A 25,926-nucleotide genomic window follows, 5' to 3' on the forward strand; every position below is an offset into this window, starting at 1 on the left:
GACGGAGGCCGAGCCGCTGACGGAGCGGATGGAAACCGCGGCGGCAGCGATCCGGACCCGCGCGGTGGCCGAGCGCGTCCGCCACCTCGTGAAGATCGCGCGCGATATCTTCGCCGCGATCGAGCGGGACCCGCTGCGCATCGACCGTGTCAGGCGCTTCCTCACCTATTACCTGCCGCGCGCGGCCGAGATCACTGAGGCCTATGCTTCGCTGGAGCGCAGCGCCGTGCCCGACGCCGCGCGGCTTGCCGCGACCGGTGAATTGATCGAGCGGCTCGATGCCGCGTTCACGCGCTACGCGGCCAATCTGCAGGATGCCGATCTCGACAGGCTCGACATCGAACTCAAGCTTTTGAAAAGCTCGCTCGACGAGGATATCGGACCGGCGCGGGCCGATATCCCGTCCGGGCAGAAGAAGGGAACAACCTGATGGCCATGTCGCGTCGTGCGTTCGGGATCGGCCTCGTCGCCGCAAGCGCCGCGGCGACTGGAGGCTATCTCTATCTTCGCGAACATCCTGAGATCGCCGGCCGCTTCGGTGAAGCCAAGAAGCTGTTCGGGTTCGCCGGCGGCGAGAAGGAAGGCTTCCTCGCCAATGCGCGTGTCCGCGGCGTGCTCGAACGCCGCTTTGGGCTGGTGCTCGACGGGCGCCGCGCTGGATCGGTGGAGATGGTGCGCGAGCGTGCATTGCTCGACCAGAAGCCGCAATTCCTGTGGCCGTCTTCCTCCGTGCTGGTGGAGGTGGCGCGCACCTCGGGCGTGAAGATTTCGCGCGACCAGGTGATCTTCAACTCGCCGATCGTGCTCTATTCATGGGACCGCATCGCCGATGGCCTGGTGAAGGGCGGCTTCGCCGAGCCGATGGGCGGCCCGCGCTACAAGGCGGACCTTTCAAAGCTGCTCAAGGCGATCATCGCTGGCGAGACCTGGGCGGCGATCGGCGTCTCAGACCTGTTCGGCCGCGCCCGCATCGTCTGCACCGATCCAAACAAATCCAATTCGGGATTTATGTTCGCCGGCCTCGCGGCGAGCCTGCTCTCGGGCGACGTGGTGATGCCGGATACGTTGAGCCGCATCGACGGCGACGTCGCCACCGTGTTCCGCCGCATGGGCTTCAAGCCGCCGTCCTCGGGAAAACTGTTCGACGATTATGTTGCCGGCGGCGCCGGTGCGCAGCCGCTGATCGTCGGCTACGAGAATCAATTGGTGGAGTGGGTGCTGCAGGATGCCGAGCGCTGGAAGCGGCTGGAGGCCAACGCGCCGGCCAAGCCGGTGATCCTCTATCCGCAGCCGACCGTGTTCTCCGCGCATCCGTTGATCAGCATCGAGCGCCAGGCCGACGACCTCATCGACGCGCTGATGAGCGAAAGCCTGCTCGAAATGGCATGGGAGGATCACGGATTCCGCGGTCCGCTCGGCACCATCGGCAAGGCGCGCAATGCGCTGCTGCAATCGCGCCTGATCGAGCGCATCGACGCGGTGCTGCCGATGCCGGACGCCCCGGTCATGCTGGCGCTGCTCGACCGGTTGGCAGCGTAGCTCGCAAGCGGTGCACCGCGCCTTAATCGTTGGGCCTTACCAGCCTGCCGGGCTGGCTATGCCGGCGATCTCAATAGTCGGACTTCGGTCCGCCCTGATACCGGCGCACGTTGGGCCAGTACGCGAGCGAGGGCGCTGCGGGCTCGAAGGCGTAAGGGTAGTACGCGGCTTGTGCAGCGTAAGATGCCGCGGACCAATGCGTGCGCGCGTGCGTTTTCGGGCTGCCTGCAACCGCCGCGCCCGAGATTGCGATCAGCATGATGACCGATGCAGCCAGTGCGAGTTTGTTTGCCATGAATTCCTCCTTGTGCCTCCGGCTAACGAATGCATTTTGCGGTAACCGCGAGCGGTGCCGCATGCCGGAACTTCGAAGGTCAGGGTTACGCGCACATTTCAAGGCCGGATAATTCGGTTACATCTGCCACATGCCGCGTGTGCCCCGGCAATTGATGGGGCGGGCAATTGATGGGCGTCACAGCTCCGGACCGGACAGCCTCATCTCTCGTTCCGCCCTGAACACATTGCTGTAAAGGTTTGCGATCCATTGGCGGCCGCTTGACGTGACGTTCAGGTATCGAATGGCGGTCGATATCTGCGGCGCAACGGTGTTCCAATAGAACTGCGGATATTTGTACACGACATCGGCCGGGGTATCGTAGCCGAGCTGCTTGTTCATCCCGGTCTCTTCGAATTCATAGAAGAGAGCGTTCGCCTTCCTCAGATAGTTGGGGTCGCCGAGTTGGCCGATCAGGTCCGCGGCGCGCAGCAGCAGGCCCTCTTCATTGTTCAGATCGTCGTCCGACGATGACGGCGCGTAGGGAAATCGCGTGTATTCGATCGCGCGCGCCATCCGGTTGGCGTCGACGTGTTCAACGGTATCGAAACGTTCCAGCGCGAACAGTTTGGACCGGTCCACGTGATAGGGTGCGAGCGCTGCATCGGACGCGCCGCGCGGAAGCCGGATGGTCGCGCCGGTGACATCGGCGACATAGAGGTCGTCCCCGTCCCCTTGAAGGACGCCGCGGACATAGCCGATGTCGTGGATCAGGCAGGCCAGGATGAAATTTGAATAGTCCTCGGCCGTCGTCGGCCGCGACAAGGCGCGCCCCATCAGGATGTCATGGCCGGCCAGGGTGACCAGCATCGAGTGCTCGATATCGTGATAGAGCGCGTCGCTGTTGCCGATGCATTCGAGCGCCAGGCGCGCCGCATACGGCAGGAGCTCGTTGAGGTAACCGTAAGACGCGCCGAACCGTCCGTTTGTCTCGGAGGCCAGAAAGGCGCCGAGCGCCTGCGCGGTGAGATGTGGAATGGTGAGCATGTTGCTGCTCGCTCAATCGCGGCCGGTCGAAAGATAGCACAGTCGGTTCCGGCCGTCTTCAGGCGGCACGTTGAAAATGATATGGATCGGGACGTTAGAAACGCCCGGGGGCGCGCCGTTGACCTGGATCAACCACAGTGGACTTGTCGTCTTTTTCTCACTTTTCGTGTGCGCCGCACACGAGGCAAAGGCCGTCCCGCTGACGCCGTTCCGCTATCACGCCCAGGCCCAGCGGCATTGTCCTGATGATTCCGTGGTTTGGCTCGATTTCCGGCGCGCGCGCTATTACCTGAAAGGGCAAAAACGTTACGGACTGGGTCACACCGGAAGCTTTGTGTGCAGGAGCGAAGCCCGCGCCAGCGGCTACCGGCGCTCCCTTCTCGGGCTGAGGTAGCGGTGCGCCCGACCGCACGTGAGGTGGGTGCCTATGCCGATAGGCCGGTCAAGCTCGGCCCGCAAGGACCGCTGCAGCCGCCGGATATCCGGCTACGGTATGCATCATGGCGGTTGGTCACGTGACGTTCAGGAAGCGTCGTGAAAAGTTGAGTGCGGCCATACTGCCTGAAGACTGTATGTCCGACGAGTACGACCGTGATGCTGCAACGAAGAGGAAATGCCGATGAAGATGGCTTTAAGCATCGCCCTGCTGGTCGTGATGACATCTAGCGCAGGCGCGCAATACCTCGGCAACTATTCCGCCAACCCATATGCCCCGAACTCTACGGGGAACGCATTCGGTGCTGGTAGTCCCTACAATCCAAACAGCGTCAATAATCCGTACGGGCGATATGGCAGCACCCACAGCAACAGCTCCGCCAATAATCCGTACGCGATGGATGCACCCAAGCTGTATGACAGCCAGGGAAACTATCGCGGGCGCTTAAGCAGCAACTCGTATGATCCGGATTCGATTTCAAACCCATACGGCCGTTATGGAAGTCGTTTCTCTCCGGATAGCGTCAACAATCCCTTCGGTGCTGGAAATCCGTACGTACCGGATAGCCCGACGAACCCGTATGGCCAAGGCTTCTCCATTCAGGGAGCTGACGACGACTGAAGACTCCCCTCGCTCGCGCCGCACACGGGAGTGGGGTGGAGCGCAGGCGAGGATGAGCGGCTGAGAGATCACATGCGACTAGCGCCGGAGGAAAGCGAAGTCGCGCCTTCAGCCTAGGCAAGCGCTGCTACGCTGCGAGCTTTCAGTGGCACAAACTGCACTGGTCAATTGCCAGCCGCAGCCACATCATAGGTGGTGTGGAGTATTGGGGCCATGCCGTCGTTCTCAAACACGACCCGGGCGAAAACCATAGTGATCTTCGCCATCGCCCGGTTGCGTTGGCGCAAGGGCGTTCTCCGATTGAAGTCTGGCTTGTTGTGGTTTGCCGAGAATGACTTGGTATTCAAAGCGGCCGTCATCTCGCTCGGAATATTTTCTGGGGCAATAACCGCAGTTGCCGTGCTCTACCTCTGACCTGCAAAGTGCTCGTGATAAGCGCATGGCAGCAGGGCCATGATCCGTTTTTAGCTGAGCGTCAGCGCCAAATGGATCGTCTGCGGGTCTCGCCGCGAGACCGGCTTGAAGCCGAATTTTCCGAACACTTTGAGCATCGCGGCATTCTCGGGCAGAACCTCTGCGCTCAATTCCTGTAACCCGGCATTACGAGCAATCTTGACGAGGTGACGCATCAGGATCGAGCCGATGCCCCGTCCCTGCCAGGCATCGACGACCACGAATGCCATCTCGGCTCGCCCCGGCTCGAATACAACGAATCGGCCGCCTCCGACGATCGCAGGTCGGCCGGCTTCCTCGATGAGTGCGACAAGCGCGACATGATTTCTGAAATCGATCTCCATGAAGAAGGCGCGCTCCTTCTCCGAGAAGCCGCGCTTCACCGCGAAGAAACGGCGCTGCAGGGATTGCGCGCTCGCCCGCCCGACCGCAGCCATCATGTCGGCCTCATCGTCCGGTCGAAGCGATCGGATTTCGACGCCGCTGCCGTCGTTCAGACGCTCGCGCGCCGTGTAGGTTGCGGCTTCCGGCATCTGCTGCCTCTTGTTCCAACAATCTGACGGCCGGTCTCGCCGACGAAGCGGAGTGAGGCGGCCTGCACCGGAGCATGGCGCTCGATTCAACCAAGGCATTCAGAACCATTGCCGCGTCATCGGCAATCAAACCTGCCGCTCGGGGGGACCACGGTGCTTGATCTAGATCAAGTCGCCATTAGTCACGGGCACTTGATTGTCGTGTGAATCTACGCGGGCCGCGAGGCGCGGCTCGCTCAAGCCGGCTCCGACGATGGACGCCGACCATTCCAATCTGGATCGCACCCTAGTTGGGGCTGATGATGCAGGCTCCGTCGCGACGGCTCCAGACGAACCACCGGTAGCACGGAGGACGGGGGTGAGCCCCGACCGGACACTCATTGCGCACACGCGCGCCTCTATCCCAGCCGTCGACGACGCACCCGCCGTTGCGTGCCACATGGCAACCGGGGCCGCAGCCGTCCGCGGCGTTGGCCATGCCGATGCTCGCGAATATGGCTGCGAACAGAACTGCGAATGTTACTTTCATCTCTATTTCCTCTCGCCTCTCATGTTTTGCAGGCAAGTGCTGCGCGGAGCGCGCGGCATTGATCTTGGATCAATGGGGCGGAAAAGCGAAGCCCCTCCCGAGCACGAAACCGAGCGGGCGAGGGCACTGATTTCGCGGGGGTGGGGGCAGTGGGGCCGGTGTGCTTGATCTAAATCAAGCCGCGTCGCGGAACGAGGCGGGTACGCTTTCGCGCAGCCTCGAACGAGGGTGCGCCCTTGAGAACACTTCGCCAGCTTTTGTCCGGGGAGGACATCATCCAGCTTGCAATCCGGCTTGGATTGCTGGCTTTTCTGATCTACTGGACTTTTGTCCTTGTACGACCCTTCGTGCCGATCGTGGCCTGGAGCGTGGTGCTCGCCGTTGCGTTCTATCCGGTCTTTAACGGTCTCGCCAACTTGCTCGGCGGACGCCCGAAGCTGGCGGCGGCGCTTCTCACTATCGTCAACCTCGCGATAGTCATCGGGCCGGCGACCTGGCTCGGTCTGGGCGCGGTGGATGGCCTCCGGGAAATTGCTGCACAACTCAGCGCGGGAAGCCTGGCGGTTCCCTCGCCGCCCGGGCGCATCAAGGATTGGCCACTGATCGGCCCGCAGCTCTACGATCTCTGGGATCAGGCATCGACCAATCTCCGCGCCGTTCTGGGCGAAATCGCTCCTTATCTGAAGCCGCTGGCTGCGACGATTCTCGGCCTTGCGGGCAATGCCGGCGTCGGAACGCTCAAATTCCTCCTGTCGGTTGCTTTGGCCGGCTTTCTCTTTCCCTATGGACCGCAGCTTGTGGCGGCGAGCAGGGGGTTCCTGTCCCGCGTCGTTCCCGAGCAGAGCGAGCACTTCCTGGAATTGGCGGGGGCAACGATACGCGCGGTATCTCAAGGCGTTATCGGCGTCGCGATCATCCAGTCCCTGCTCGCCGGCATTGGTCTCAAGCTGGCGGGAATTCCAAATGCGGGCCTATTGGCTTTCGCGATCCTGCTGCTGAGCATCGTGCAGATCGGTGCGACGGTCGTCCTGCTTCCCGTGATCATCTGGCTCTGGACAGCGAAAGACTTCACGACGGCGCTGCCACTGACCGTGTTTCTGGTGATCGTCGGCTTGCTCGACAACATCTTGAAGCCGCTGGTGATGGGACGCGGCCTTACTACACCCGCCCTCGTCATCCTTATCGGGGTGATCGGAGGCACGCTTGCGCACGGAATTCTTGGCCTCTTTATCGGCCCGGTCATCCTGTCAGTCGCCTGGGAGTTGACGGTGGCCTGGATCAATCAGGATCGCAGCCGCCTTGCGCAATCAGCGGAACAATAGCTCTCGAGCCGAAGCCGCTCAAAACGGACCATTCTGTTCCGCTTCACGACGTTGACCTAAATCAAAGTCCGAGGTGGCGCGGCGCATTCAATCGACAAGCGACAGGGAGGTCCGGACATGTCGATGGACAAGGCACCGCTTTCGCGCGATCCCATATCGGGCCTCATTGCCTCGGCCGTGGAATACATGATTGATGCCGGGCAGCGCAGCGTGCTGTTCCTGGACATCCTGCGCCGGCGCGGCGACCAGTATCAGCAGCACATTGCCCAGACGGCACCGCATGTTCTGCACTACAGCGCCGAACTGGTCATGGACGGGCGCAAGCTCTCCGAACCGGTGAACTATGCGCTGGTGCGCATCATTCCGCCCGAGGGTACCGAGCTCGATCTCGAGCGGCGGCCGTTCATCGTGGTCGATCCGCGCGCGGGACACGGGCCGGGAATTGGCGGGTTCAAGGCGGACAGCGAGATCGGCGTCGCCATGAAGGCCGGTCATCCCTGCTACTTCATCGGCTTCCTGCCGGAGCCGATGCCGCACCAGACCATCGAGCGCATCGCGCGCGCGGAAGCATTGTTCATCGAGGAAGTCATCAGGCGCCATCCTGATGCCGATGGTAAGCCCTGCGTCATCGGCAACTGTCAGGCCGGCTGGGCCGTGATGATCCTTGCGTCGCTGCGTCCGGAGCTGTTCGGGCCCGTCATCATCGCCGGCGCGCCGCTTGCCTATTGGGCCGGCGTGCACGGCAAATATCCGATGCGCTATTCGGGCGGTCTGCTCGGGGGGGGCTGGCTGACGGCGCTCACTAGCGACCTCGGTGCCGGCAAGTTCGATGGTGCCTGGCTGGTGCAGAATTTCGAGAGCCAGAACCCTTCGAACACGCTGTGGACCAAGCAATACAATGTGTATTCGAAGGTCGACACCGAGGCGGACCGCTACCTCGAATTCGAGCGCTGGTGGGGCGGGCACGTCAACCTGAATGCGGAGGAAATCCAGTTCATCGTCGATGAACTCTTCATCGGCAACAATCTCGCCGCCGGTCGCATCAAGATGTCGGACGGCAAGACGGTCGATCTGCGCAACATCAAATCGCCGGTCGTGGTGTTCTGCTCCAAGGGAGACAACATTACTCCGCCACAGCAGGCGCTGGACTGGATCCTCGATCTCTACGCCGACGTCGACGAGATCAGGGCCTACGGCCAGACCATCGTCTACACGGTTCATGAGAGCGTCGGCCATCTCGGAATCTTCGTGTCCGGCGGCATCGCCAAGAAGGAACATGCGGAATTTTCCAGCAATATCGATCTGATCGACGTGCTGCCGCCGGGCCTCTATGAAGCGACCTTCGAGGCAAAGGGCGCCGATACCGTCAATCCCGATCTTGCCGTCGGCCAGTGGGTGATGCGCTGCGAGGCGCGCACGCTTGACGATATCCGCGCTATGGGCGGCAATTCGCCGGAGGACGAGCGGCGCTTCGCCACCGCCAAGCGCGTGTCCGAGATCAATCTCGCGGCCTACCGGAAATTCGTCCAGCCCTGGATCAAGGGCATGGTGACGCCGCAGATGGCCGAGTGGATGCGCAAGCTGCACCCGCTGCGCCTGCAATATGAGGTCTTCAGTAGCCACAATCCTTTCATGGCCGCCGTGAAAGCGGCGGCAGATGCGGCGAGTGAGCATCGCAAGCCGGTATCATCAGACAATCCGTTCCTTGCCTTCCAGGAGCAAGTCTCCAAGCAAATCGTCCACGCGCTCGACACTTGGCGCGATTCGCAGGAAGCCCTCAGCGAGGCGGTCTTCCTTACCGTCTACGGTTCGAGTGCGCTTCAGGCGGCGGTTGGAATCGATCCGCAGTCCACGCCGTCGCGGCGGCAGGAGATGTCGGCCGAATATCGCGAGAGGTTGCGGGCGCGGATATCAGAGCTGAAATCCAAGATCGACGAGGGCGGTCTTCGGGAGGCAACCATTCGCGGCTTGCTCTATGTCGGGTCGGCGCGGGGAATGGTCGATGAACGGAGCCTGGAAGCACTGCGGCAGGTTCGACGCAATGACAGCGGGCCGCGTCTGGCGCTGGCGGATTTCAAGATGATGGTGCGCGAGCAATTCTTCATACTGCTCCTGGACCAGAAGGAGGCGCTGGCAGCGATCCCGAAGTTGCTGCCCGATGATGCCCAGGAGCGCCGCGCGGCCTTCGCCGTCATCCGCGACGTGCTGTCCGCGAGTGCCGCGATTTCGGGTGAGACTGCCAAGCGCCTGCACCATGTGGCTGAGCTGTTCGGCGTAGATGCGACAGAGACGTCGGACAGGGCCTCGAACGTTGCCCCTTTCGATCCCAAAACCGATCCCAAGACCGATCCCAAAGCGAAGGCGTCGTAACGCCGTTTGGAAGAATCCGGAGCGCCACCATGAGCATCATGCCCGCAGATTCAGGCGAAGTGCGATCCCATACCAAATATGATCGGTTGATCGCGGCCGCCAAGGCTGTGCCGCCGGTGCCGACCATTGTCGTGCATCCCTGCGACGAGACCTCGCTGCGCGGTGCGTTGGACAGCGCAGAAGCCGGCATCATCCGTCCGCTGCTGGTCGGCCCCGAAGCCAAGATCAGGAATACCGCAAGCAAGCATGGCCTCGACATCGCCGGCGTTGAGATCATTGATGTTCCCCATAGCGACGCCGCGGCCGCCAAAGGCGTCGAGCTGATCCACGCGGCCAAGGGCGAAATGCTGATGAAGGGCAGCCTGCACACCGACGAGCTGATGCGCAGCGTCACGGCAAAGGCGACGGGCTTGCGGACCGATCGGCGCATCAGTCATGTGTTCGTGATGGATGTCCCCGCCTATGCCGATACGCTGTTTGTGACGGATGCGGCCATCAATATTTTCCCTGATCTCGATGACAAGCGGGACATTATCCAGAACGCCATCGATCTTTTCACGCAGGCCGGTTTCGGCACGTTGCCGCGGGTGGCGATCTTGTCCGCGGTCGAAACGGTCACGCCCAAGATCCCGTCCACCATCGAGGCGGCGGCGCTGTGCAAGATGGCGGATCGCGGGCAGATCACCGGCGGGGTGCTCGACGGGCCGCTTGCCTTCGACAACGCGATCGACGTGGAGGCGGCCAGGATCAAGGGGATAAAGTCCGAGGTCGCGGGGCGCGCGCAGATCCTGGTTGTCCCCGACCTCGAGGCCGGCAACATGCTGGCAAAGAATCTGGCTTATTTTGCGAACGCCGACAGCGCCGGCATCGTGCTCGGGGCCCGGGTGCCGATTGTTCTGACGTCCCGCGCCGATTCGCCGCGGGCGCGCATGGCCTCCTGCGCGGTCGCGGCGCTCCATGCCGACGCGCGGCGCCGGCTTGCTCCAATTGCGGCTGCGTGATCGCCATGGATACGATCCTCGTTGTCAATGCGGGCTCCTCCAGCGTCAAATTCCAGATCTTTGCGATTGAGGGAGAAGGGAGGCTGCGGCGGCAGATCAAGGGCCAGATGGATGGCATCGGCAGCCGTCCGCGCCTGCGCGCTGTCGATGCAAACGGCGATCCGCTGGCGGAGCGCGCCTACCAGATCGAAAGCGTTTCGGACATCCCGGCCGCAATGGCTGTTGCCGGAGCGTGGCTGCGGGACGAGCTTCGCATCAACCCGATGGCCGTCGGGCATCGCGTTGTCCATGGCGGTCCGGACTATGAGCGGCCGGTGCTGATCGACTATGGCGTGGTGTCGCGCCTGGAGCGCTATGTCGCGCTGGCACCGCTGCATCAGCCCCACAATCTGGCGCCGATCCGTTCGCTGCTCGCCAATTTTCCTGCCCTTCCGCAGGTGGCGTGTTTCGACACCGCCTTTCACCGCACCCACGGCCCGGTGGCCGACTATTACGCGATCCCTTATCAGCTCCATGCCGAGGGCGTGCGGCGCTACGGATTCCACGGCCTGTCGTATGAATATATCGCGAGAATCTTGCCGCAGATCGCGCCGGATGTTGCGAAAGGGCGGGTGATTGTCGCCCATCTCGGCAGCGGTGCGTCGATGTGTGCCCTGAAGGGTGGACGCAGCGTTGAGAGCACAATGGGGTTCACCGCGCTTGATGGCTTGCCGATGGGGACGCGTCCGGGGCAGATCGATCCCGGGGTCGTGCTTTACCTCATATCCGAAAAGGGAATGTCGGCTTCGAACGTCCAGGATTTTCTCTATCGCAGTTGCGGATTGAAGGGTCTCTCCGGCGTCAGCAACGATATGCGGCAATTGGAGGCAAGCAACGATCCGCACGCGATATTCGCAATCGAGTATTTCGTCTATCGGATCTGCCTCAACGCCGGCATGCTGGCGGCGGCGCTGCAGGGGTTGGACGCGTTCGTCTTTACGGCCGGCATCGGCGAGAACTCGGCTGGAATTCGCTCACGCATCGTCGAGCAGTTGGCCTGGCTCGGCATTGCGTTCGATCCGGTCGCGAATGCCAGCCACGCGCGGCTCATATCGCGGTCCGACAGCCGCATCCCGGTATACGTCGTGCCGACGGATGAGGAACTGATGATCGCGCAGCACACTTTGTCGGTGCTGTTGAACAGTCCATCATCCAGCCCGAACCGCGAGAGGGTATCATGAATATTCCCGTGTTTCCGGAGACCAAGGTTGCTCTCAAGGGGAGGAAGGGCCTGATCGTGGGCATCGCCAACGATCAATCGATCGCATGGGGCTGCGCCAAGGCGTTTCGCGCGCTCGGCGCCGATCTGGCCGTCACCTACCTGAACGACCGGGCCAAAAAGCATGTCGAGCCGCTGGCGCAGGCGCTGGAAGCCCCGATCTTCATGCCGCTGGACGTCAACACCGAAGGCCAGATGGAGCAGGTGTTCGAGCGCATCGAGAAGGACTGGGGCCGGCTTGATTTCGTGCTGCACTCGATCGCGTTCTCGCCAAAGGAAGCGCTGCATGGCCGCGTCGTGGATGTTGGACGGGATGGCTTTTTGAAGACGATGGAGATTTCGTGCTGGTCATTCCTGCGCATGGCGCATCTGGCCGAACCTTTGATGAAGGAGGGCGGGACGCTGTTCACGATGACCTACTACGGCAGCCAGATGGTGGTGCCGAACTACAACGTCATGGGGGTCGCGAAGGCGGCGCTTGAGGCGGCCGTGCGCTATGCCGCGGCCGAACTGGGGCCGAAGGGAATCCGGGTGCACGCGATTTCGCCCGGGCCGCTGGCCACCCGCGCAGCGTCGGGAATTCCCGAATTCGACGAGCTGATGGACAAGGCGCAATCGAAGGCGCCCGCGCGCAGCCTTGTCAGCATCAATGACGTCGGCAATGCGACGGCCTTCCTGGCGCTCGACGGCGCAAAGCTGATCACCGGTGGGGTCACGTACATCGATGGCGGCTATCACATCATCGATTGAGTGGACCCGGGCGCCGCAGCGGTTGGAAGCTGTTCAGCGCTGAATACCCGCGCGTTCGTTACCTCGTCAGATCGTCATTTCCGGAACCGTGTCGGGAATGACGAGTTCGGCTTCCGTCACTGCCATGACCTCGGCGACCGTGACGCCGGGAGCGGTCTCCATCAACATCGCCTTGCCGTCCGGAAAGCCGATCACGGCGATGTCGGTGACGACGAGATCGATTATTCGCGACGACGTCAGGGGCAAGGTGCATTTTCTGACGATCTTCGATTTTCCCTTCGCGGCATGCTGCATCGCCACGATGACACGTTTGGCGCCGCTGACCAGGTCCATCGCGCCACCCATGCCTGGCACCATCTTGCCTGGGATCATCCAGTTGGCGAGGTGTCCCTCCGCGTCGACCTGCAGGCCGCCCAGTACGGTCACGTCGAGATGGCCGCCGCGGATCAATCCGAACGACATTGCGCTGTCGAAGGTGCAGGCCCCCGGAAGCGCGCTGATCGGCCGTCCGCCTGCATCGGTCAGATGGGGATGGGCCATCCCTTGCTCCGGGATCGGGCCGGTGCCGATCAGACCGTTCTCGGACTGGAAGAACACCTTGATGTCTGATGGCACGTAGTTGGCCACCAGTGTCGGAATGCCGATCCCAAGGTTCACCAGATGGCCGGTGCGAAGCTCGCGTGCCACGCGGCGGCCGATGATCTCTTGTGCATCCATGGTTCACTCGTTCGCTATGAGATAGTCGACAAGCGGCGCCGGTGTGACCACGTGGTCGGGCGCTATGACGCCGACCGGAACGATGTGCTCGGCAGTCACGATCACGGTATCGGCCGCCATCGCCATGACAGGGTTGAAGTTGCGCGCGGTCAGCGCATAAGAGAGGTTGCCGAGGTAATCGGCGAGGAAGGCGTGGACCAGGGCGAATTGGGCCCGCACTGCGGTCTCGAGCAGGAACGCCTTTCCGTCGATCTCGATCTGACGTTTGCCTTCGGCAACTGTCGTTCCGACGCCGGTCGGCGTGAGCACGCCGCCGAGGCCGCAGCCTCCGGCGCGGATGCGCTCCACCAATGTCCCCTGCGGAATCAGGTCCACGGCAATCTGGTTGGCCAGCATTTGCTGCTGTGCTTTGGGATTGAGGCCAATGTGACTTGCCGTCAGGCGTGAGACCAGGCCGGCGTCGAACAGCTTGCCGACGCCCTTTCCAGGTGTCGCCGCGTCATTGGAGATCAAGACTAGGCCCGTCTTGTGCTGGCGCACGACTTCGTCGAGCAGGCGTTCCGGCGTACCAACGCCCATGAAGCCGCCGACCATGACACTTGCGCCGGCCGGGATCATCGCAACGGCTTCTTCGACGGAAATGGCCTTCATGATGGGCACTCCGGTCGGCACGCGATTGATCTAGGGCAGTACCGGTGCGATGCTGGCTCCCGCTCACCGCGTCGCTTTGATCTGTATCAAGAGTATTCGCTGGAGCGACGGGTACCGAAGATCCGCCACCCGCATCTTGCGCTCTTGGGTGAGCGGGACGGCGGGATTTTGCTTGCCGACCTCAGGACAACGGCGGAGGCTGAGGGACAGTCGACCCGTCATCGGGCCCGGCACCGGGCGTTCGGTGAACCTCGAATTGGCGGCTCTGTGGCGGCTGGTTCGGCGGCCTCGCGAAATAGACGGCACCTTAATGGATTTCATCAGGAGAGGAGGATGCGATGTCGAACCCCCAAGAAGTGGCAGCGGACAAGGTCCGGACGATGCTCACAGAGAATCTCGGCCGTGTTCGCAAGGCCAATTCGGATTATTTTGACATGCTTGAGAAGGGCTTGAACTCCTCACAGCTCCCGATTGCCGGGCAGGCCAAGCAGTTCTGTGATCATATGCGGCGGCAGACCGCGACGACTTTTGACCTCTGCGACCGGCTAATCGAGGCTAAGGATGTGCCGGACATAGTCAGGATTCAGTCCGAGTTCTTCCAGGACCAGATGCGAGCGCTGATGGAACAGGGGAGGAGCATGGGCGAATCGGCCATGAAGGCGGCAGCGGGCGTGTTTACTCCCAAGAGCTGATTTGCTTAGCGGCCGGGGCCGACGGATGGCACTTCAGTTCCTTGTCGGCGCAGTCATCAGCGTAGTCAACATCATGATCCACGCGCTGGTGACCGTCGCTGTGGTCGCCATCGCCCGTATTGCAGAGCAACGACACCCTGTTTGGCCGAGACTTCATCTGATGGGCGTCATGGTCGTTGTGGCAATCCTGCTGATGCTGGCTCATACCCTCGACGTCTTTGTCTGGGCACTGGCCTATGCGATCGTCGGTGCCGCACCTGCCGGCGCCGACCTCGTTTATTTCGCCTTCGTGAACTACACCACCCTCGGCTACGGCGATATCACGCCCGCGGCATCATGGCGGCTGACGGGACCGATAACCGCAATGAACGGCATCCTGATGTTCGGCTGGTCGACGGCCCTGTTGTTCGAGGTGCTGCGCAGGTCGTACGACCACCTTGCATCGATCGCCGAGCCAGGAGGGCCTTTCAGTTCTGCAAATCGAGGCCCGCCAACTGGGGCCGGTCCAGGAGCACGATCTGGCGCTGGTTGTTGCCGATGAATCCGAGGATGCCGAGCTCGTGCAGCCGCGACAGGGCGCGAGAGACCGTCTCCAGCGTCAGGCCGAGATAATCGGCGATGTCACGGCGGCACATCGGCAGCGCCATGACGCCGGCCGCGGTCAGGCGCTTGTCCATTTCGAGCAGGAAGGCAACAACGCGCTCGAGCGACGTCTTGCGGCCGAGCAGGAGCATGTGATCCTCGGCGTGCTGCAGGTTGTTCGTGGTCATGCTGAGCAGGTTGCGGGCGACCATCGCATCGCTCTCGGCTACGAGTTCGAGGCTGCGACGCTTCACCAGGCGCACCGCGGTGTCGACGATCGCCTCGGCCGTGAAACGATGCTCGCTGCCGTTCTCCAGCCCGAAGATATCGCCGACCAGGTGAAACGCGCCAATCTGACGGCGGCCGTCTGAAAGCAGCTTGTAGCTTCGCACTGCACCAGACTTGACCTGATAGACGTAATCGGCAGGTTCTTTCTCGCCGTAGATCTCCGTCCCTTTCTTGTACGTAAATTCGTTTAAGGTCACCATCGGGTTCGAAGCGCTCGCCATGCCGAACGCGCCGAGCATATTAGGTAGGGATGCTGCCGGATCGATGTTGACATAGGAAAACATGGCCCAACTCCTAACCTGAACGTCACGATTTTTGTCAGTCTTTAGAAGTATTGCGCTGCAAGAATGCGGTATCGGGTCCAGTCTCGCTAAAGTTGATCTGCGACGAAGGCAGGATTCCTAATCATTGTCCCACGGACCATTGTACTATGGGACAAGTAGGCAATGGTGTCGGACCGGCGGCGAGACTACCGGTCACGATGCGGCTCCATGCCTCCTCGGAGGGAAAATTGCCTGGCCTCGTTCACGTGGTTGATGACGATGCTTCGTTTCGGACAGCCATTGAGCGGCGGCTGAAGCTCGCCGGCTATGACGTCGCAACCTATCCGTCCGCTCAGCAGCTACTGGATCGTCTGTCGGACAATGAGCGGCTGGGATGCATCCTGCTCGATGTGCGGATACCCGGCCTGAGCGGTCCCGAACTGCAAAATCGTCTCAGCGAACTCGGTTCGACGCTGCCGATCGTGTTCCTCACCGGGTACGCCGACACTGCGACGGCCGTGCGGGCAATCAAGGCCGGCGCGGAGGATTTCCTGACCAAACCAGTGTCTTCGGAACAGTTGATGGATGCAATCGAGCGCGCCATTGCTCGTCATGGCGCAGTGCGCAGCCAGCGCAGCAAGCTCGATTCCCATCGCTCCCTCCTTGCAAGGCTGACGCCGCGCGAGCGACAGGTGTTCGAGCTGATCGTGCGCGGCAAGATCAACAAGCAGATCGCGCATCAATTGGGAACAACCGAGCGCACGGTGAAAGCGCACCGACACCAGGTGATGGAAAAGATGCAAGTGCACTCGCTCGCCGAATTGGTATCGATCGCGGAGCGGCTCGGCGTGCTCGGCTCAAGGAACGATGCAGACCGTTAGCGTCCGAGATCGAAACTATCGCACTTTGACAGGAAAAATACGCAAAGGGTGTTGGGTTCCCTCAGGACACCTGTCCGAACGGACAATATCACACCTTGATGACAGCGCGTATCTCGGGGTGCGAAATCAATCGAGCTTCTCGGCTCGCGGTCAGGCCGCCGACTGCAGAAGACGGCCGAAAACATCCTCGAAAAGCTGAGCACCTTGCCGAATCGAAGATCTGTTCTTGTCGTAGATGACGACCGATCCATGCTCAGGAGCCTTAAGCGTCTGCTGGGGCAGCACGGGTTTGATACGACGCTATTCGAGTCCGCCAGCGCGCTGCTTGGCCACGACGATTTCGGTGGCGCTTTCTGCATCATCCTGGATATCAATCTGAATGGTCAATCCGGCATTGATCTGCGTCGCCGGCTCCTGGACAACGGCATCAGCTTGCCGGTCATCTATATCACTGGCAATGACAGCCATGCGAACCGCACGGCGGCGACGGAGTCGGGATGCGTCGCTTACCTGACCAAGCCGTTTTCGGCGAAATCACTGATCGAGCCGATCGAAAGAATGGCGGCGGCTATCGCCTAGCCGCGCGTGTTTATCCTCACTCATCGATATCCTGTTCGAAAACGCGTACCGGTGCGCCTTTGCGCGCGGTCGCAAATTGATCGAGCGGCAGCGCCGTCTTCACCGACAGCAAGTTGGTGTCGACCACTTGCAGAAAGAGTTTCTGGCCGGAGTCCATGTCGTGCAGCAGGTGCGGGTTGGCGAGGTCACCAGCAATGCAGGTGTTGGTGAGACACCACGTGAACGGAAGTCGATAGGTCGTGCCCTGATCGACGGTGAGCGTGGCGCCGGCCGGCAGATAGAGACCAACCGGCAGGAAAAGCTGTAGCCGCGCGCCGCTATTGTCCTCGCGCTCGGTCAGATAGACGCGAACCGCGGTCTGGCCGGTATTGAAAGTGCCGCTGATCGTGGTGCGGCAGACCATCTTCGCGCCACCGGGCTTGAAGCAGACCTTCTCCCAGTCGCCAAACCTGATGTCGCGCGCTTCGCGCTGGCCGCGAGGCGCGATTTCGGCTCCCCCGGGTTGCGCGCCAGCCGGCACCTTTTGTCCATTCGCCGGAGCGCCTGCGATCATCGCTGATAATATCAGGGCGACGAACGGGATCGGAAACGGTCCAGGAGGCTGCATCTTCATGGCTATGCTCCTCACGCCGGTCGCCGTCGCTATTTGTGCCTGTCCAGGAACACGCTGACGAGCGGCGCCCAGATCGGAATGGAATCGGCCGAGCCGACCAGGAAATGTCCATCGTCACCGAACGGCGGAAGCAGGTGGTACTCGGCGTTGCCGCCTGCGGCGGTGAACGCCTCGTGCATTCGTTTCGACAGCGCCGGGCCGAAGAACGTGTCGTTTGCAATGTAGATCCAGAGCATCGGCACCCGCGACGTACGGCCGAATTCACGGGTAGCCTCGACCAGCCGGTCCGGCGCACAATTGTTGTTCGGCTTGCCATCGACGCGGCCGCCGCGTCCGGCTGCAAAGGTGATGATGGCTTTGACTTGCGCCGGGTTTGCGCTCGAAAGCGCAATCGACGCCCAGCCGCCGGCCGATTGGCCGATCACGATGACATCCTTCGGCACGATCTTCTTCTCGGCTGCCATATAGTCGATGATCAAGAGGTCGAGCTGCGCAACCGCCATGCCGGCGTCGTGGAAGTTCGGATTGGTGCAATTGCCGATCTTGGAGAAGAACGGTCCGTAGAGCCCGCGTTCGGGTATGTCGATCGCCGAGGCGCCGTAACCCGATCCAACCGGTGCCACCACGAGGTAGCCGCGTCGCGCGAACCACATAGCGGCGTCGCGGAATTCGACCAGCGGAAAGAAGCTGCGCTGCACCGGGTCAAGTGACACCCCGTGATTCATGATGGCGAGCGGGAAGGGGCCGTCGCCGACCGGACGCACCACATAGGCGATGGTCGGCAGGACGAGCGGCAGCGCCCAGACTTCCTCCTGAATGCGCGCGGGAGCGTTCTGATCGTCAGGGCGCGCCGGCGCGATCTGGCTGAGGAAGACGAACAGTATTATCAGGAATCGTGAGCAAGCCTGACCCATATCAGAGCTCCGCCGTAACGAGGCGAGTTGACGGATCGAATCCGAAGCGACGCTTGATCCAGATCAATCCCGCTTGGCTCCAGGCCGCCGTTGATCGGAGCAATTCGGCGATCGCTATAGCGCCTCAAATCTCGCGTGACGGGCCAATTCACATGAAGCCATCGTCATCTCAGCAACCGGGATGGACGCGGCTCTTTCCGCCGATGGAGTGGCTTGCCAATTATCGGCTTTCCTTTCTGTCCTTGGACGCCGTCGCGGGGATTACGCTCGCCGCCTACGCGATACCGGTTTCGCTGGCCTATGCGGCGCTCGCCGGGCTGCCCCCTCATGTCGGAATCTACGGCTATCTGCTTGGCGGCGTCGGCTATGCACTCCTCGGCTCCTCGCGTCAGCTTGCGATTGGTCCGACATCCGCGATCTCGCTCATGATCGCCGGCTCGGCCGGAGCTTTGGCCGCAGGCGATCCGGCGCGATACGCTGACATCGCGAGCCTGGTGGCCTGTGCGGTGGCGTTGCTCTGCCTGATCGCCTGGCTGTTCAAGCTCAGCCTTCTGGTACGCCTGATCAGCGATAGCATCCTGGTCGGATTCAAGGCGGGCGCCGGGCTGACGATCATGATGACCCAGCTACCCAGCCTGTTCGGTGTTGCGGGCGGTGGCCACAATTTCTTTGACCGGACTGTTCGGCTCGCCGGGCAGCTCGGCGATGTCAACTTGCTTGTTCTGACGATCGGTCTTGCTTCGCTGCTGTTGTTGCTGATCGGCGAGCGCCTCCTGCCGGGCAAGCCGGTTGGACTCGCCGTCGTCGCACTATCGATTCTGGTTGCATCGATATTTGGCCTGCCGGCGCTGGGAGTGCCGATTACCGGGGCGATTCCGCAAGGGCTGCCGGCGCTTGCAATGCCTTCGTTCGGGCTGTCGAAGCCTGCAGAGCTGTTTCCGATCGCGGCCGGCTGTCTGTTGCTTGCCTATGTCGAGGGGATTTCTGCGGCGCGAAGCTTTGCGGCCAAGCATGGCTACGGCCTCGATGTCCGGCAGGAGTTTCTGGGACTGGGTGCGGCCAACCTCGCGGCGGCGTTCGGCCACGGCTATCCGGTTGCCGGCGGCCTGTCGCAATCTGCGGTGAACGACGCGGCCGGGGCCCGTACGCCTTTGGCGCTGGTGCTCTGCTCGGTCACGCTTGCGCTGTGTCTGCTGTTCTTCACGGGACTGCTGACAAATCTTCCCAAGGCGGTGTTGGCTGCGATCGTGCTTAGCGCCGTGTACAGGCTGGTCGACATCCCCGCGCTGCTGCGTATGTGGAAAATCAGCCGGATCGATTTCTATGCGGCGGCGATCGCGCTCGCTTCGGTGCTGCTGCTTGGAATCCTGCAGGGAGTGCTGCTTGCGGCACTCGCATCCATCTTCCTGCTGCTCGTCCGCGCGTCGCAGCCGCATGTGGCTTTTCTCGGACGGCTCCCCGGAACCGGCCGTTATTCGGATAGCGCCAGGCATCATGGGGTGGAGCCGCTCGCCGGCGTCATCGCATTCCGTCCCGAAGCGTCGCTGCTCTACGTCAATGCCGAGACGATCCTCGACACTGTTCTGGCTGCACTGCGAAAATCGTCGGACATCAAGATGGTGGTCTGCGACCTCTCGGCATCGCCCTTCATCGATCTGGCCGGCGCGCGCATGTTGCATGATCTGCATGACGAACTGGCAGATCGCGAGGTGACGTTCTGCATCGTCGGCGCTCATGCTCAATTGCGCGACCTGTTGCAGGCGGACGGGCTGGCGGAAAAGATCGATAGCCGCAACTGGATGCGGACGCTCGACAGCGTGCTTGGCGAGAGCAAGGCCGGCGGATGATCGAGCGCCTGAGGAGCTCGCTGCGGGTTAACGCAGCATTGACTTGGATCAAAGGGGCGGCGGCGCGACCCACCACCATTCAGTGTCGCCGTACACGACGATCGGGAGAAACCCGCCGTCGAGCGCGTCTGACGCGGGAAGTAGTCTTGGCAAACTGTTCTCTAAATCGCTCTTGGAGGTAAATCATGAGACATGTTGGGGTGATCGCGGTGCTGGCGATGCTGGGCTTGGCAGGACTGAGTACGCCGTCGCGGGCGGAGACCGGCCAGGTTGCCGTCGTCTTCACCAAAGGCGGCTTTGTCGTCGGCGTCGGCGGCGGCGAGGGCGTGCTGATACTCCGGGGCAAGCGCTATCCATTCACCGTCTCCGGCATGAGCGTTGGCTTCACGATCGGAGCCTCGACCACCAAGCTTGTTGGGCGCGCGCTGAATTTGCGGGGGCCTGAGTCCATCGAAGGCAGCTACGGCGCGGTCGGCGCTGGTGGCGCCGTTGCCGCCGGCGCCGGTGGCGTTCAGCTACGAAACAACAATGGCGTGATCTTGCAACTCAGCGGACCGAAGATCGGAGCCGAAGTCTCAGCCGCCGTCGGTGGCGTCACCATAAGATTGAAATGATCGCGCAGCGGGCCATGGCTGCGGTGCCGTGGTCTGCTTTTCGGGGACGAGGCGCTCTTGTGCGATGCGCGAGAGTCAGCCCGCCCAGGGAGCGTCCGCCTGCCAAATCAGAATCGTCAGCTCTCGGGAACGCACGCAGCCGCCTATCGTTTCGGCTAACTCGAAAGCGTGCAAATCCGTCGTCCGGGCCGTAAGCGGCAAGCAGACATCCCGGCTTTCAGAGTTGTCAGCGAGGTTGGGGCTGTGCTCCTGGAGCGCCACTCGGTGCTCCCGGAGCGCCACTCTGCGCTCCTCCTCCAGGCTGCATGGAGCGCGCCCGCTCAAGGAGCGTCAGAGTGGTGTCAACGCATGCCTTCATGGAGTCTTGTGGATCGCAGCGCACAGCCACCATCGCGTCGCCATTCCGCAGGAAGAACGCGGCGCCGCCTCTGCGTGCTCCCCCGCGACCAGATTCGCCGATTGCCCGCAGAACATCGTCCAGATCACGATCGCTTCGAGAGTATGATGAGTCTCGCTGATCTGAGCTGGGGGCGTTCTGACTGAAGGCGGGCGGAGAGATAAGCAAAAGCGTGGCGGTGAGGGCAAAGGCCTTGTTCATCATGAGTCTCCTCATTGTGAGCGAGAGGCCGGAGCGGAACTCGTCGTGATTCCGCTCCGGCTCACTCTGAGATGCTCAGTCGCGGCACACACGCCGACGAATGATAAGGATAAAATCGCGGTCCTCGTCACTCAGGCTGCGGGTAAGGAAATAGCAGCCTCCTCCCTCACCTCCATGGCGTCGCTCAGCCAACCTCTCGGCGAGCCGCTCCCGCAGACCGCCGCGCCAGCTCCCGTCGCCTTCATCCTCCTCGCGGTCACGCCACTGGCCCATCCGCTCGCGCAGGCGGCCCCGCATCTCCTGTCGATCTCGCAGAAGGTCGATAATGAGATCCCGTAGATCTTCGCGCGTTTGAATCCGGTCTCTCAGAAGGTCTCTCAAATCGCTGCCCACATTGCCGTCCCTGCCTTGCCATCCTTGGGCTGATGCGGGGCTTGTTGTCGTGCAAAGAATGGGGGCAGATGCAGCAATCGCTAGAACTGCTGCGGCAATCACTGGCAGCCGTGTCATTGCGCTCTCCTCTTGTTGCGGACAAGATTCGAAGACCGAATGATTCTTTATGCCGCCGTTGGCAAATCGCGACGGATGGCGAGATGATCCTCGAACCTATCCCTGCTCGGCCGGAATGGTCGGCCATTATTAACGCTATTCGTGCGCGGTGGTCGCTCCCTTGACATAAATCAAGCTGGCGTTGCGAGTCCCGGATGGCGGACGATTGAGAAAAGCTCGGAATTTGGAACTTGGCCGCATCCGGTCAGTACCGCTGAGCAACAAACGCCATCCCGCGCAGCCCGGTCTGATCGTTGTAGCGTCCTTTGCTGGAACGCTTGGGCAGCCTGACCTTGTTCCGGCGAACGCGCTTGTACGGGATCATGTCCAAGATATGCGAGATGCAGTTCAGCCGTGCCCGCCGTTTGTCGTCGGAGCGGATGATGTGCCATGGCGCATGTTTCGAACTGGTGGCCTTGAGCATCAGGTCGCGTGCCCGCGAGTAGGCGTACCAGCGTCGATAGGATTCCGTATCCATCGGACTCAGCTTCCATTGCCGCAGCGGATCGTTGATCCTGGCCCTGAATCGTCGCTCCTGTTCCTCCATCCCGACCTCGAGCCACAGCTTGATTAGGACGATGCCGGCCTCAACGACGTAGTGCTCCACGGTAGGGCACAGCTCGAGGAAGCGCTTGTGCTCGGCGGGGCTGCAGAAGCCCATCACATATTCGACCCCGGCCCGGTTGTACCAGCTCCGGTCGAAAATGACGATTTCGCCCCCGGCAGGGAAATGCTGCATGTAGCGCTGGATGAACATCTGCGTCTTTTCGCGATCCGAAGGCGCAGGGAGGGCGACGACGCGAAACACGCGGGGGGTGACCTTTTCCGTGATCGCCTTGATCGTGCCTCCCTTGCCCGCCGCATCCCTGCCTTCGAACAGGATGATGACCCGCGCCTGGTTCGCTTTCACCCATTCCTGGAGATGGCATAGCTCGACCTGGAGCTTCTCCAGTTCCTTCTCATAGATCTTCCGCTTCATCCGTGCGGCGGGCGCATCTGCCATGTCCAGGCTTCCACTGTTTCAGATCGTCTTGAACCGGCCGGCCGCTTAATCGCCCCAGGCGATGGTGACGCCGATGTCGCCGGGCACACCGCCGGGAAAATCGATGACCTGATAGCGGATGCGGTAGCCGCGCGGCTTCAGGTAGTCGGTCCAAAGCTGGAAGATCTCCTTGGGAATCCCGGTCAGCGTGGCTTCCCAGCCCGCTTCCATCTGGTTGATGGCGCGGCCCTTGTCGGTACACAGCGTATTCGGGAAGCGATACACCAGGACTTCGGTCAATCCGTTCCGCACGGCGCGCTGGATGATGGTCGATGCCAACTGGATTTTTTCCTCCTCGGACTTGCCGGAGGGCCGGCTGAGCCGATCGATCAGGGCTTTCTTCTCGGCCTCGGCGGCGGCCGCGCGGCGGACATACTCATCCGCCTTTTCCGCCTCCCGGAGGGCGGCCTCCTTCTGGATCTGGCTGGCGTTGGGGATCAGGTCATCAATGTTCGCTGGCATGGCTGACATCTCCTGAATGGCCGGTTTCCTCTGGTCGTTCGCGAAAGGCTAGGGCCGGGTAGGGGCGCACCTTTGATCCAGATCAAGCGACCCCTGGACGACGGTACCCAGACTGAACGGTCAAAGGCCCAATTCCTGACCCGGGAGAAGCAGTTGAGCGAGCAGCTTCATCCAATTGCGCCCCATCATCTGCCTTTTTTCATCACGCCGCCGAACGAGGTCGACGTGCTGATGGTTGTGATGGGCATCTTCCTGGTAGCCGTCGTGCTCTGGGTCGGCACGCTCTATTGGCGCCTGCACAGCCTGCCCGAGCGGATGGCGCACAAATCGCAAAAGCTGCAGTTCGAGATCGTCGCGGTCCTCGGCTTGCTGGCGCTTTTCACGCACATCCACCTGTTCTGGGTCGCGGCGCTGTTGCTGGCCATGATCGATCTTCCCGATTTCAGCACGCCGCTGCGCAGCATTGCCGGCTCGGTGGAGAAGATAGCGAGTGCTGCTGCGGATGAAGGCGGCGCGGCAAGGCCTGAAACCAAACCGGATCCGGCGCTTCCGGCCGCCTCATCGGAGACGAGAGGCCCGGATGCCGCGAAGGCAAGGGAGTCCAGCAATGCTTGAGCTCCTGATCTGCTCCCTCGTGACGGTCCTTCCAGACTATCTCTTCCGCCGCTACGTCCAGGGCAAACGCTTCGGCAAGGAGATCACCTTCTTCTCGGTCTGGTTCGAGCTGAGGTGGGGCATAACCAGTTGCCTCATGCTCACGATAGCGCTGATCACCATGATCTTCTATTTCCATCCCGCAACCGACACCGCCACGCTGTTCTTCCGGACGATCCCGATCCTCCCGGAGGCTTCCGGGCGCGTCGCGGAAGTCAATTTCGACTTCAGCGCACCGGTGAAGAAAGGCGACGTGATCTTCAGGCTGGACGATTCGAAGCAGGAAGCAGCCCTTGAAACGGCCAAGCGCAAGGTCGCCGAGGTGGACGCTGCGCTGGTGGCCGCGGAAGCCGATGTCGTCAAGGCCGAGGCACAGACCCAGGAAGCAAGAAGCGCGCATCAGCAAGCCAAGGACGAATTGGATGTGAAGAGCGAACTGCAGCGCCGCAATCCCGGCATCGTGCCGCAGCGCGACATCGAAAAACTCCAGGTCCTCGTCGATCAACGGCAAGCCGGGATCGACGCCGCAGTGGCCGTCAAGCAGTCCGCGACCTTGCGGGTTTCAACACTGCTGCCGGCGGAGAAGGCAAGCGCCGAAGCCGCGTTGGCGCAAGCTCAAGTGGATATGGACAAGACTTTCGTTCGCGCCGGCGTCGATGGTCGTGTGGAGCAGTTCCTGCTTCGCGTTGGCGACGTCGTCAACCCGCTGATGCGGCCGGCCGGCATCCTTATCCCGGAGGGTGCAGGCCGGCGGATCCTGCAGGCCGGATTCGGCCAGATCGAGGCCCAGGTGATGAGGGAAGGCATGGTGGCGGAAGCGACCTGTATCTCAAGGCCCTGGGTCATCATTCCGATGGTGGTCACGACGGTCCAGGACTATATCGCCGCCGGCCAGTTCAGAGGTGGCGAGCAACTGGTCGAAGCGCAAAACATCATCCGGCCGGGGACCGTCTTGGTGTTCCTGGAGCCGCTCTACAAGGGCGGCCTCGAAGGGGTCACGCCGGGCAGCAGTTGCATCGTCAACGCCTACACCAGCAACCATGACGAAATCTCCAACAAGGACACCAGCGCGGGCCGGCGCATCGCGCTGCATGTGGTCGATGGCGTGGGACTGGTGCATGCGTTGCTGCTGCGGATCCAGGCGCTGCTGTTGCCGATCAAGACCCTGGTGTTCAGCGGCCATTGATACGCGGCGAGCACGGAAGTGCCTGCGACCTTCTGGAAGGGGGCATGAAATGAAGGGACTTCGCGGGTTTCCGGTGCTTGTGACAACATTGGCCGTTTCCGTCGTGGGATTATTCGGAAATGCGGCCGCGTTTGATCTCACCGGCTCATGGGTCGCGAGCGCCGACCAATGCAGCAAGGTATTCACGCGCAAGGGAAGGGCAAAGCTGGTCGCCTTCACCAATTTTCCCGGCGTGCATGGCGGCGGATTCATCGCCGAGCCCAATCGTCTGAGAGCCAAGTACGCGACCTGCTCGATCAAATCCAGGAAGGACAACGACGAGAACGTCAATATGGTCGTCGGCTGCGCCTCAGGGATCATGCTCGAAAACATCCAACTCTTCTTCAAAGTGGTTGATGACGACACCATCACGCGCCTGTTTCCTGGCATCGAGGGAATGGAAGTCACCTATCACCGCTGCAAATCATAGCGCTTGCCGTGACGCAATGCGCGCGGCGCGCGGTTGATTCAAGTCATCGAGTCCCTTGCGTGCAGTCAGGGAACGCCTACGGTCGGGTCACGACGCGCTGCTGAACTCCTCGCCCGGCGGAGTAAGCCGTTGGCCGCGGTGCAATTCGCGCTAGAATTGCCGAGCTTGAGATGCAAACGTTTGGACGTCTGA

The 25,926-nt window shown here is 61.8% G+C and carries 31 protein-coding genes; 19 read left to right on the forward strand and 12 right to left on the reverse strand.

Annotation, left to right across the window (positions count from 1 at the left end; all coding sequences use genetic code 11):
- Together CWO89_RS17965 and CWO89_RS17970 are read left to right on the forward strand one after the other, a co-directional pair.
- Positions 1 to 430, forward strand: a 430-nt coding sequence (locus CWO89_RS17965) for a 5-bromo-4-chloroindolyl phosphate hydrolysis family protein (RefSeq protein ID WP_207234508.1), incomplete at its 5' end; no start/stop codon positions are given.
- On the forward strand, positions 430 to 1,539 hold the full coding sequence (locus CWO89_RS17970; RefSeq protein ID WP_130580096.1) for a hypothetical protein: 1,110 nt from the start codon (positions 430 to 432) through the stop codon (positions 1,537 to 1,539). The genes CWO89_RS17965 and CWO89_RS17970, both read left to right, overlap by 1 nt.
- A 70-nt stretch (positions 1,540 to 1,609) precedes the next feature.
- On the opposite strand, the gene CWO89_RS17975 is transcribed toward CWO89_RS17970, so the two are convergent.
- Both CWO89_RS17975 and CWO89_RS17980 read right to left on the reverse strand, forming a co-directional pair.
- Complete coding sequence (locus CWO89_RS17975) at positions 1,610 to 1,834, reverse strand: hypothetical protein (RefSeq protein ID WP_130580097.1); 225 nt, start codon at positions 1,832 to 1,834, stop codon at positions 1,610 to 1,612.
- A 177-nt stretch (positions 1,835 to 2,011) separates the two neighbouring features.
- Positions 2,012 to 2,860 carry a metal-dependent phosphohydrolase gene (locus tag CWO89_RS17980; protein ID WP_130580098.1) on the reverse strand — a complete coding sequence of 283 codons (849 nt, stop codon included), beginning with the start codon at positions 2,858 to 2,860 and terminating at the stop codon, positions 2,012 to 2,014.
- Between the two features lie 127 nt (positions 2,861 to 2,987).
- Between CWO89_RS17980 and CWO89_RS17985 the strand changes: the two genes are divergently transcribed.
- From CWO89_RS17985 to CWO89_RS17995, 3 genes are all read left to right on the forward strand, one after another.
- Positions 2,988 to 3,254, forward strand: coding sequence for a hypothetical protein (locus CWO89_RS17985; RefSeq protein WP_463699353.1), 267 nt, complete (start codon positions 2,988 to 2,990; stop codon positions 3,252 to 3,254).
- 225 nt (positions 3,255 to 3,479) lie between these two features.
- A complete protein-coding gene (locus CWO89_RS17990) occupies positions 3,480 to 3,917 on the forward strand; it encodes a hypothetical protein (protein ID WP_207234509.1) in 438 nt (145 codons plus the stop codon).
- 213 nt (positions 3,918 to 4,130) lie between these two features.
- Positions 4,131 to 4,331, forward strand: coding sequence for a hypothetical protein (locus tag CWO89_RS17995; protein WP_130580101.1), 201 nt, complete (start codon positions 4,131 to 4,133; stop codon positions 4,329 to 4,331).
- 50 nt (positions 4,332 to 4,381) lie between these two features.
- Here CWO89_RS17995 and CWO89_RS18000 read toward each other — a convergent pair whose 3' ends face one another.
- Both CWO89_RS18000 and CWO89_RS49560 read right to left on the reverse strand, forming a co-directional pair.
- A complete protein-coding gene (locus CWO89_RS18000; RefSeq protein WP_130580102.1) occupies positions 4,382 to 4,903 on the reverse strand; it encodes a GNAT family N-acetyltransferase in 522 nt (173 codons plus the stop codon).
- A 286-nt stretch (positions 4,904 to 5,189) separates the two neighbouring features.
- The gene (locus CWO89_RS49560) at positions 5,190 to 5,432 is read right to left on the reverse strand and encodes a GCG_CRPN prefix-to-repeats domain-containing protein (RefSeq protein WP_130580103.1); all 243 of its coding nucleotides are present in this window, start codon (positions 5,430 to 5,432) and stop codon (positions 5,190 to 5,192) included.
- A 236-nt stretch (positions 5,433 to 5,668) separates the two neighbouring features.
- Between CWO89_RS49560 and CWO89_RS18010 the strand changes: the two genes are divergently transcribed.
- The 5 genes from CWO89_RS18010 (at position 5,669) to fabI (ending at position 12,133) form a co-directional block, all read left to right on the forward strand.
- The gene (locus CWO89_RS18010) at positions 5,669 to 6,754 is read left to right on the forward strand and encodes an AI-2E family transporter (RefSeq protein ID WP_130580104.1); all 1,086 of its coding nucleotides are present in this window, start codon (positions 5,669 to 5,671) and stop codon (positions 6,752 to 6,754) included.
- Between the two features lie 117 nt (positions 6,755 to 6,871).
- Positions 6,872 to 9,124: a DUF3141 domain-containing protein gene (locus CWO89_RS18015; protein WP_130580105.1), complete on the forward strand. Its 2,253-nt coding sequence runs from the start codon at positions 6,872 to 6,874 to the stop codon at positions 9,122 to 9,124.
- Positions 9,125 to 9,153: 29 nt separating this feature from the next.
- Positions 9,154 to 10,125, forward strand: coding sequence for a phosphate acetyltransferase (locus CWO89_RS18020; protein WP_130580106.1), 972 nt, complete (start codon positions 9,154 to 9,156; stop codon positions 10,123 to 10,125).
- A gap of 5 nt (positions 10,126 to 10,130) precedes the next feature.
- A complete protein-coding gene (locus tag CWO89_RS18025; protein ID WP_130580107.1) occupies positions 10,131 to 11,345 on the forward strand; it encodes an acetate/propionate family kinase in 1,215 nt (404 codons plus the stop codon).
- Complete coding sequence (gene fabI / locus CWO89_RS18030; RefSeq protein ID WP_130580108.1) at positions 11,342 to 12,133, forward strand: enoyl-ACP reductase FabI; 792 nt, start codon at positions 11,342 to 11,344, stop codon at positions 12,131 to 12,133. Before CWO89_RS18025 ends, fabI begins: the two co-directional genes overlap by 4 nt.
- A gap of 66 nt (positions 12,134 to 12,199) precedes the next feature.
- Here the strand turns inward: fabI and CWO89_RS46980 are convergent, their stop codons facing one another.
- Positions 12,200 to 12,850 (reverse strand): 3-oxoacid CoA-transferase subunit B, encoded by a 651-nt coding sequence (locus CWO89_RS46980; protein WP_130580109.1) that lies wholly within the window; start codon positions 12,848 to 12,850, stop codon positions 12,200 to 12,202.
- Between the two features lie 3 nt (positions 12,851 to 12,853).
- Positions 12,854 to 13,501, reverse strand: a complete 648-nt coding sequence (locus CWO89_RS46985) for a CoA transferase subunit A (RefSeq protein ID WP_130580110.1) — start codon at positions 13,499 to 13,501, stop codon at positions 12,854 to 12,856.
- A gap of 338 nt (positions 13,502 to 13,839) precedes the next feature.
- Between CWO89_RS46985 and CWO89_RS18045 the strand changes: the two genes are divergently transcribed.
- Positions 13,840 to 14,193, forward strand: coding sequence for a phasin family protein (locus tag CWO89_RS18045; RefSeq protein WP_130580111.1), 354 nt, complete (start codon positions 13,840 to 13,842; stop codon positions 14,191 to 14,193).
- Positions 14,194 to 14,218: 25 nt separating this feature from the next.
- Positions 14,219 to 14,734 carry a potassium channel family protein gene (locus CWO89_RS18050; protein ID WP_130580112.1) on the forward strand — a complete coding sequence of 172 codons (516 nt, stop codon included), beginning with the start codon at positions 14,219 to 14,221 and terminating at the stop codon, positions 14,732 to 14,734.
- Here CWO89_RS18050 and CWO89_RS18055 read toward each other — a convergent pair.
- Complete coding sequence (locus tag CWO89_RS18055; protein WP_165421218.1) at positions 14,661 to 15,347, reverse strand: helix-turn-helix domain-containing protein; 687 nt, start codon at positions 15,345 to 15,347, stop codon at positions 14,661 to 14,663. The two genes, CWO89_RS18050 and CWO89_RS18055, sit on opposite strands and share 74 nt — an antisense overlap.
- A 227-nt stretch (positions 15,348 to 15,574) precedes the next feature.
- On the opposite strand from CWO89_RS18055, the gene CWO89_RS18060 reads away from it, so the two are divergent.
- Positions 15,575 to 16,207 carry a response regulator transcription factor gene (locus CWO89_RS18060; RefSeq protein ID WP_165421219.1) on the forward strand — a complete coding sequence of 211 codons (633 nt, stop codon included), beginning with the start codon at positions 15,575 to 15,577 and terminating at the stop codon, positions 16,205 to 16,207.
- Between the two features lie 204 nt (positions 16,208 to 16,411).
- Positions 16,412 to 16,786 (forward strand): response regulator transcription factor, encoded by a 375-nt coding sequence (locus CWO89_RS18065; RefSeq protein WP_130580113.1) that lies wholly within the window; start codon positions 16,412 to 16,414, stop codon positions 16,784 to 16,786.
- 16 nt (positions 16,787 to 16,802) lie between these two features.
- On the opposite strand, the gene CWO89_RS18070 is transcribed toward CWO89_RS18065, so the two are convergent.
- Positions 16,803 to 17,399, reverse strand: a complete 597-nt coding sequence (locus tag CWO89_RS18070) for an invasion associated locus B family protein (protein ID WP_245476359.1) — start codon at positions 17,397 to 17,399, stop codon at positions 16,803 to 16,805.
- A gap of 29 nt (positions 17,400 to 17,428) precedes the next feature.
- Positions 17,429 to 18,313 (reverse strand): alpha/beta hydrolase family protein, encoded by an 885-nt coding sequence (locus tag CWO89_RS18075; RefSeq protein ID WP_130580114.1) that lies wholly within the window; start codon positions 18,311 to 18,313, stop codon positions 17,429 to 17,431.
- 152 nt (positions 18,314 to 18,465) lie between these two features.
- Between CWO89_RS18075 and CWO89_RS18080 the strand changes: the two genes are divergently transcribed.
- Both CWO89_RS18080 and CWO89_RS18085 read left to right on the forward strand, forming a co-directional pair.
- A complete protein-coding gene (locus CWO89_RS18080; protein ID WP_130580115.1) occupies positions 18,466 to 20,160 on the forward strand; it encodes a SulP family inorganic anion transporter in 1,695 nt (564 codons plus the stop codon).
- 185 nt (positions 20,161 to 20,345) lie between these two features.
- A complete protein-coding gene (locus CWO89_RS18085) occupies positions 20,346 to 20,774 on the forward strand; it encodes a hypothetical protein (RefSeq protein ID WP_130580116.1) in 429 nt (142 codons plus the stop codon).
- Positions 20,775 to 21,447: 673 nt separating this feature from the next.
- On the opposite strand, the gene CWO89_RS18095 is transcribed toward CWO89_RS18085, so the two are convergent.
- The 3 genes from CWO89_RS18095 to CWO89_RS18105 form a co-directional block, all read right to left on the reverse strand.
- On the reverse strand, positions 21,448 to 21,882 hold the full coding sequence (locus tag CWO89_RS18095; protein WP_130580118.1) for a hypothetical protein: 435 nt from the start codon (positions 21,880 to 21,882) through the stop codon (positions 21,448 to 21,450).
- 244 nt (positions 21,883 to 22,126) lie between these two features.
- Positions 22,127 to 22,924 (reverse strand): polyphosphate kinase 2, encoded by a 798-nt coding sequence (gene ppk2 / locus CWO89_RS18100; RefSeq protein WP_130580119.1) that lies wholly within the window; start codon positions 22,922 to 22,924, stop codon positions 22,127 to 22,129.
- 45 nt (positions 22,925 to 22,969) lie between these two features.
- Entirely contained in the window at positions 22,970 to 23,425 is a 456-nt protein-coding gene (locus CWO89_RS18105) for a hypothetical protein (RefSeq protein WP_130580120.1), read from the reverse strand.
- A gap of 153 nt (positions 23,426 to 23,578) precedes the next feature.
- Between CWO89_RS18105 and CWO89_RS18110 the strand changes: the two genes are divergently transcribed.
- The 3 genes from CWO89_RS18110 to CWO89_RS18120 are packed head-to-tail and all read left to right on the forward strand — an operon-like array spanning position 23,579 to position 25,734.
- Positions 23,579 to 24,040, forward strand: coding sequence for a hypothetical protein (locus CWO89_RS18110; RefSeq protein WP_245476360.1), 462 nt, complete (start codon positions 23,579 to 23,581; stop codon positions 24,038 to 24,040).
- Positions 24,033 to 25,265, forward strand: a complete 1,233-nt coding sequence (locus CWO89_RS18115) for an HlyD family secretion protein (protein ID WP_130580121.1) — start codon at positions 24,033 to 24,035, stop codon at positions 25,263 to 25,265. The genes CWO89_RS18110 and CWO89_RS18115 overlap by 8 nt, the downstream gene beginning before the upstream one ends.
- Before the next feature lie 49 nt (positions 25,266 to 25,314).
- The gene (locus CWO89_RS18120) at positions 25,315 to 25,734 is read left to right on the forward strand and encodes a hypothetical protein (RefSeq protein ID WP_130580122.1); all 420 of its coding nucleotides are present in this window, start codon (positions 25,315 to 25,317) and stop codon (positions 25,732 to 25,734) included.
- Positions 25,735 to 25,926: the final 192 nt, after the last annotated feature.

Origin of the sequence: Bradyrhizobium sp. Leo170 (assembly GCF_004296405.1) — a bacterium.
Classification (GTDB): domain Bacteria; phylum Pseudomonadota; class Alphaproteobacteria; order Rhizobiales; family Xanthobacteraceae; genus Bradyrhizobium.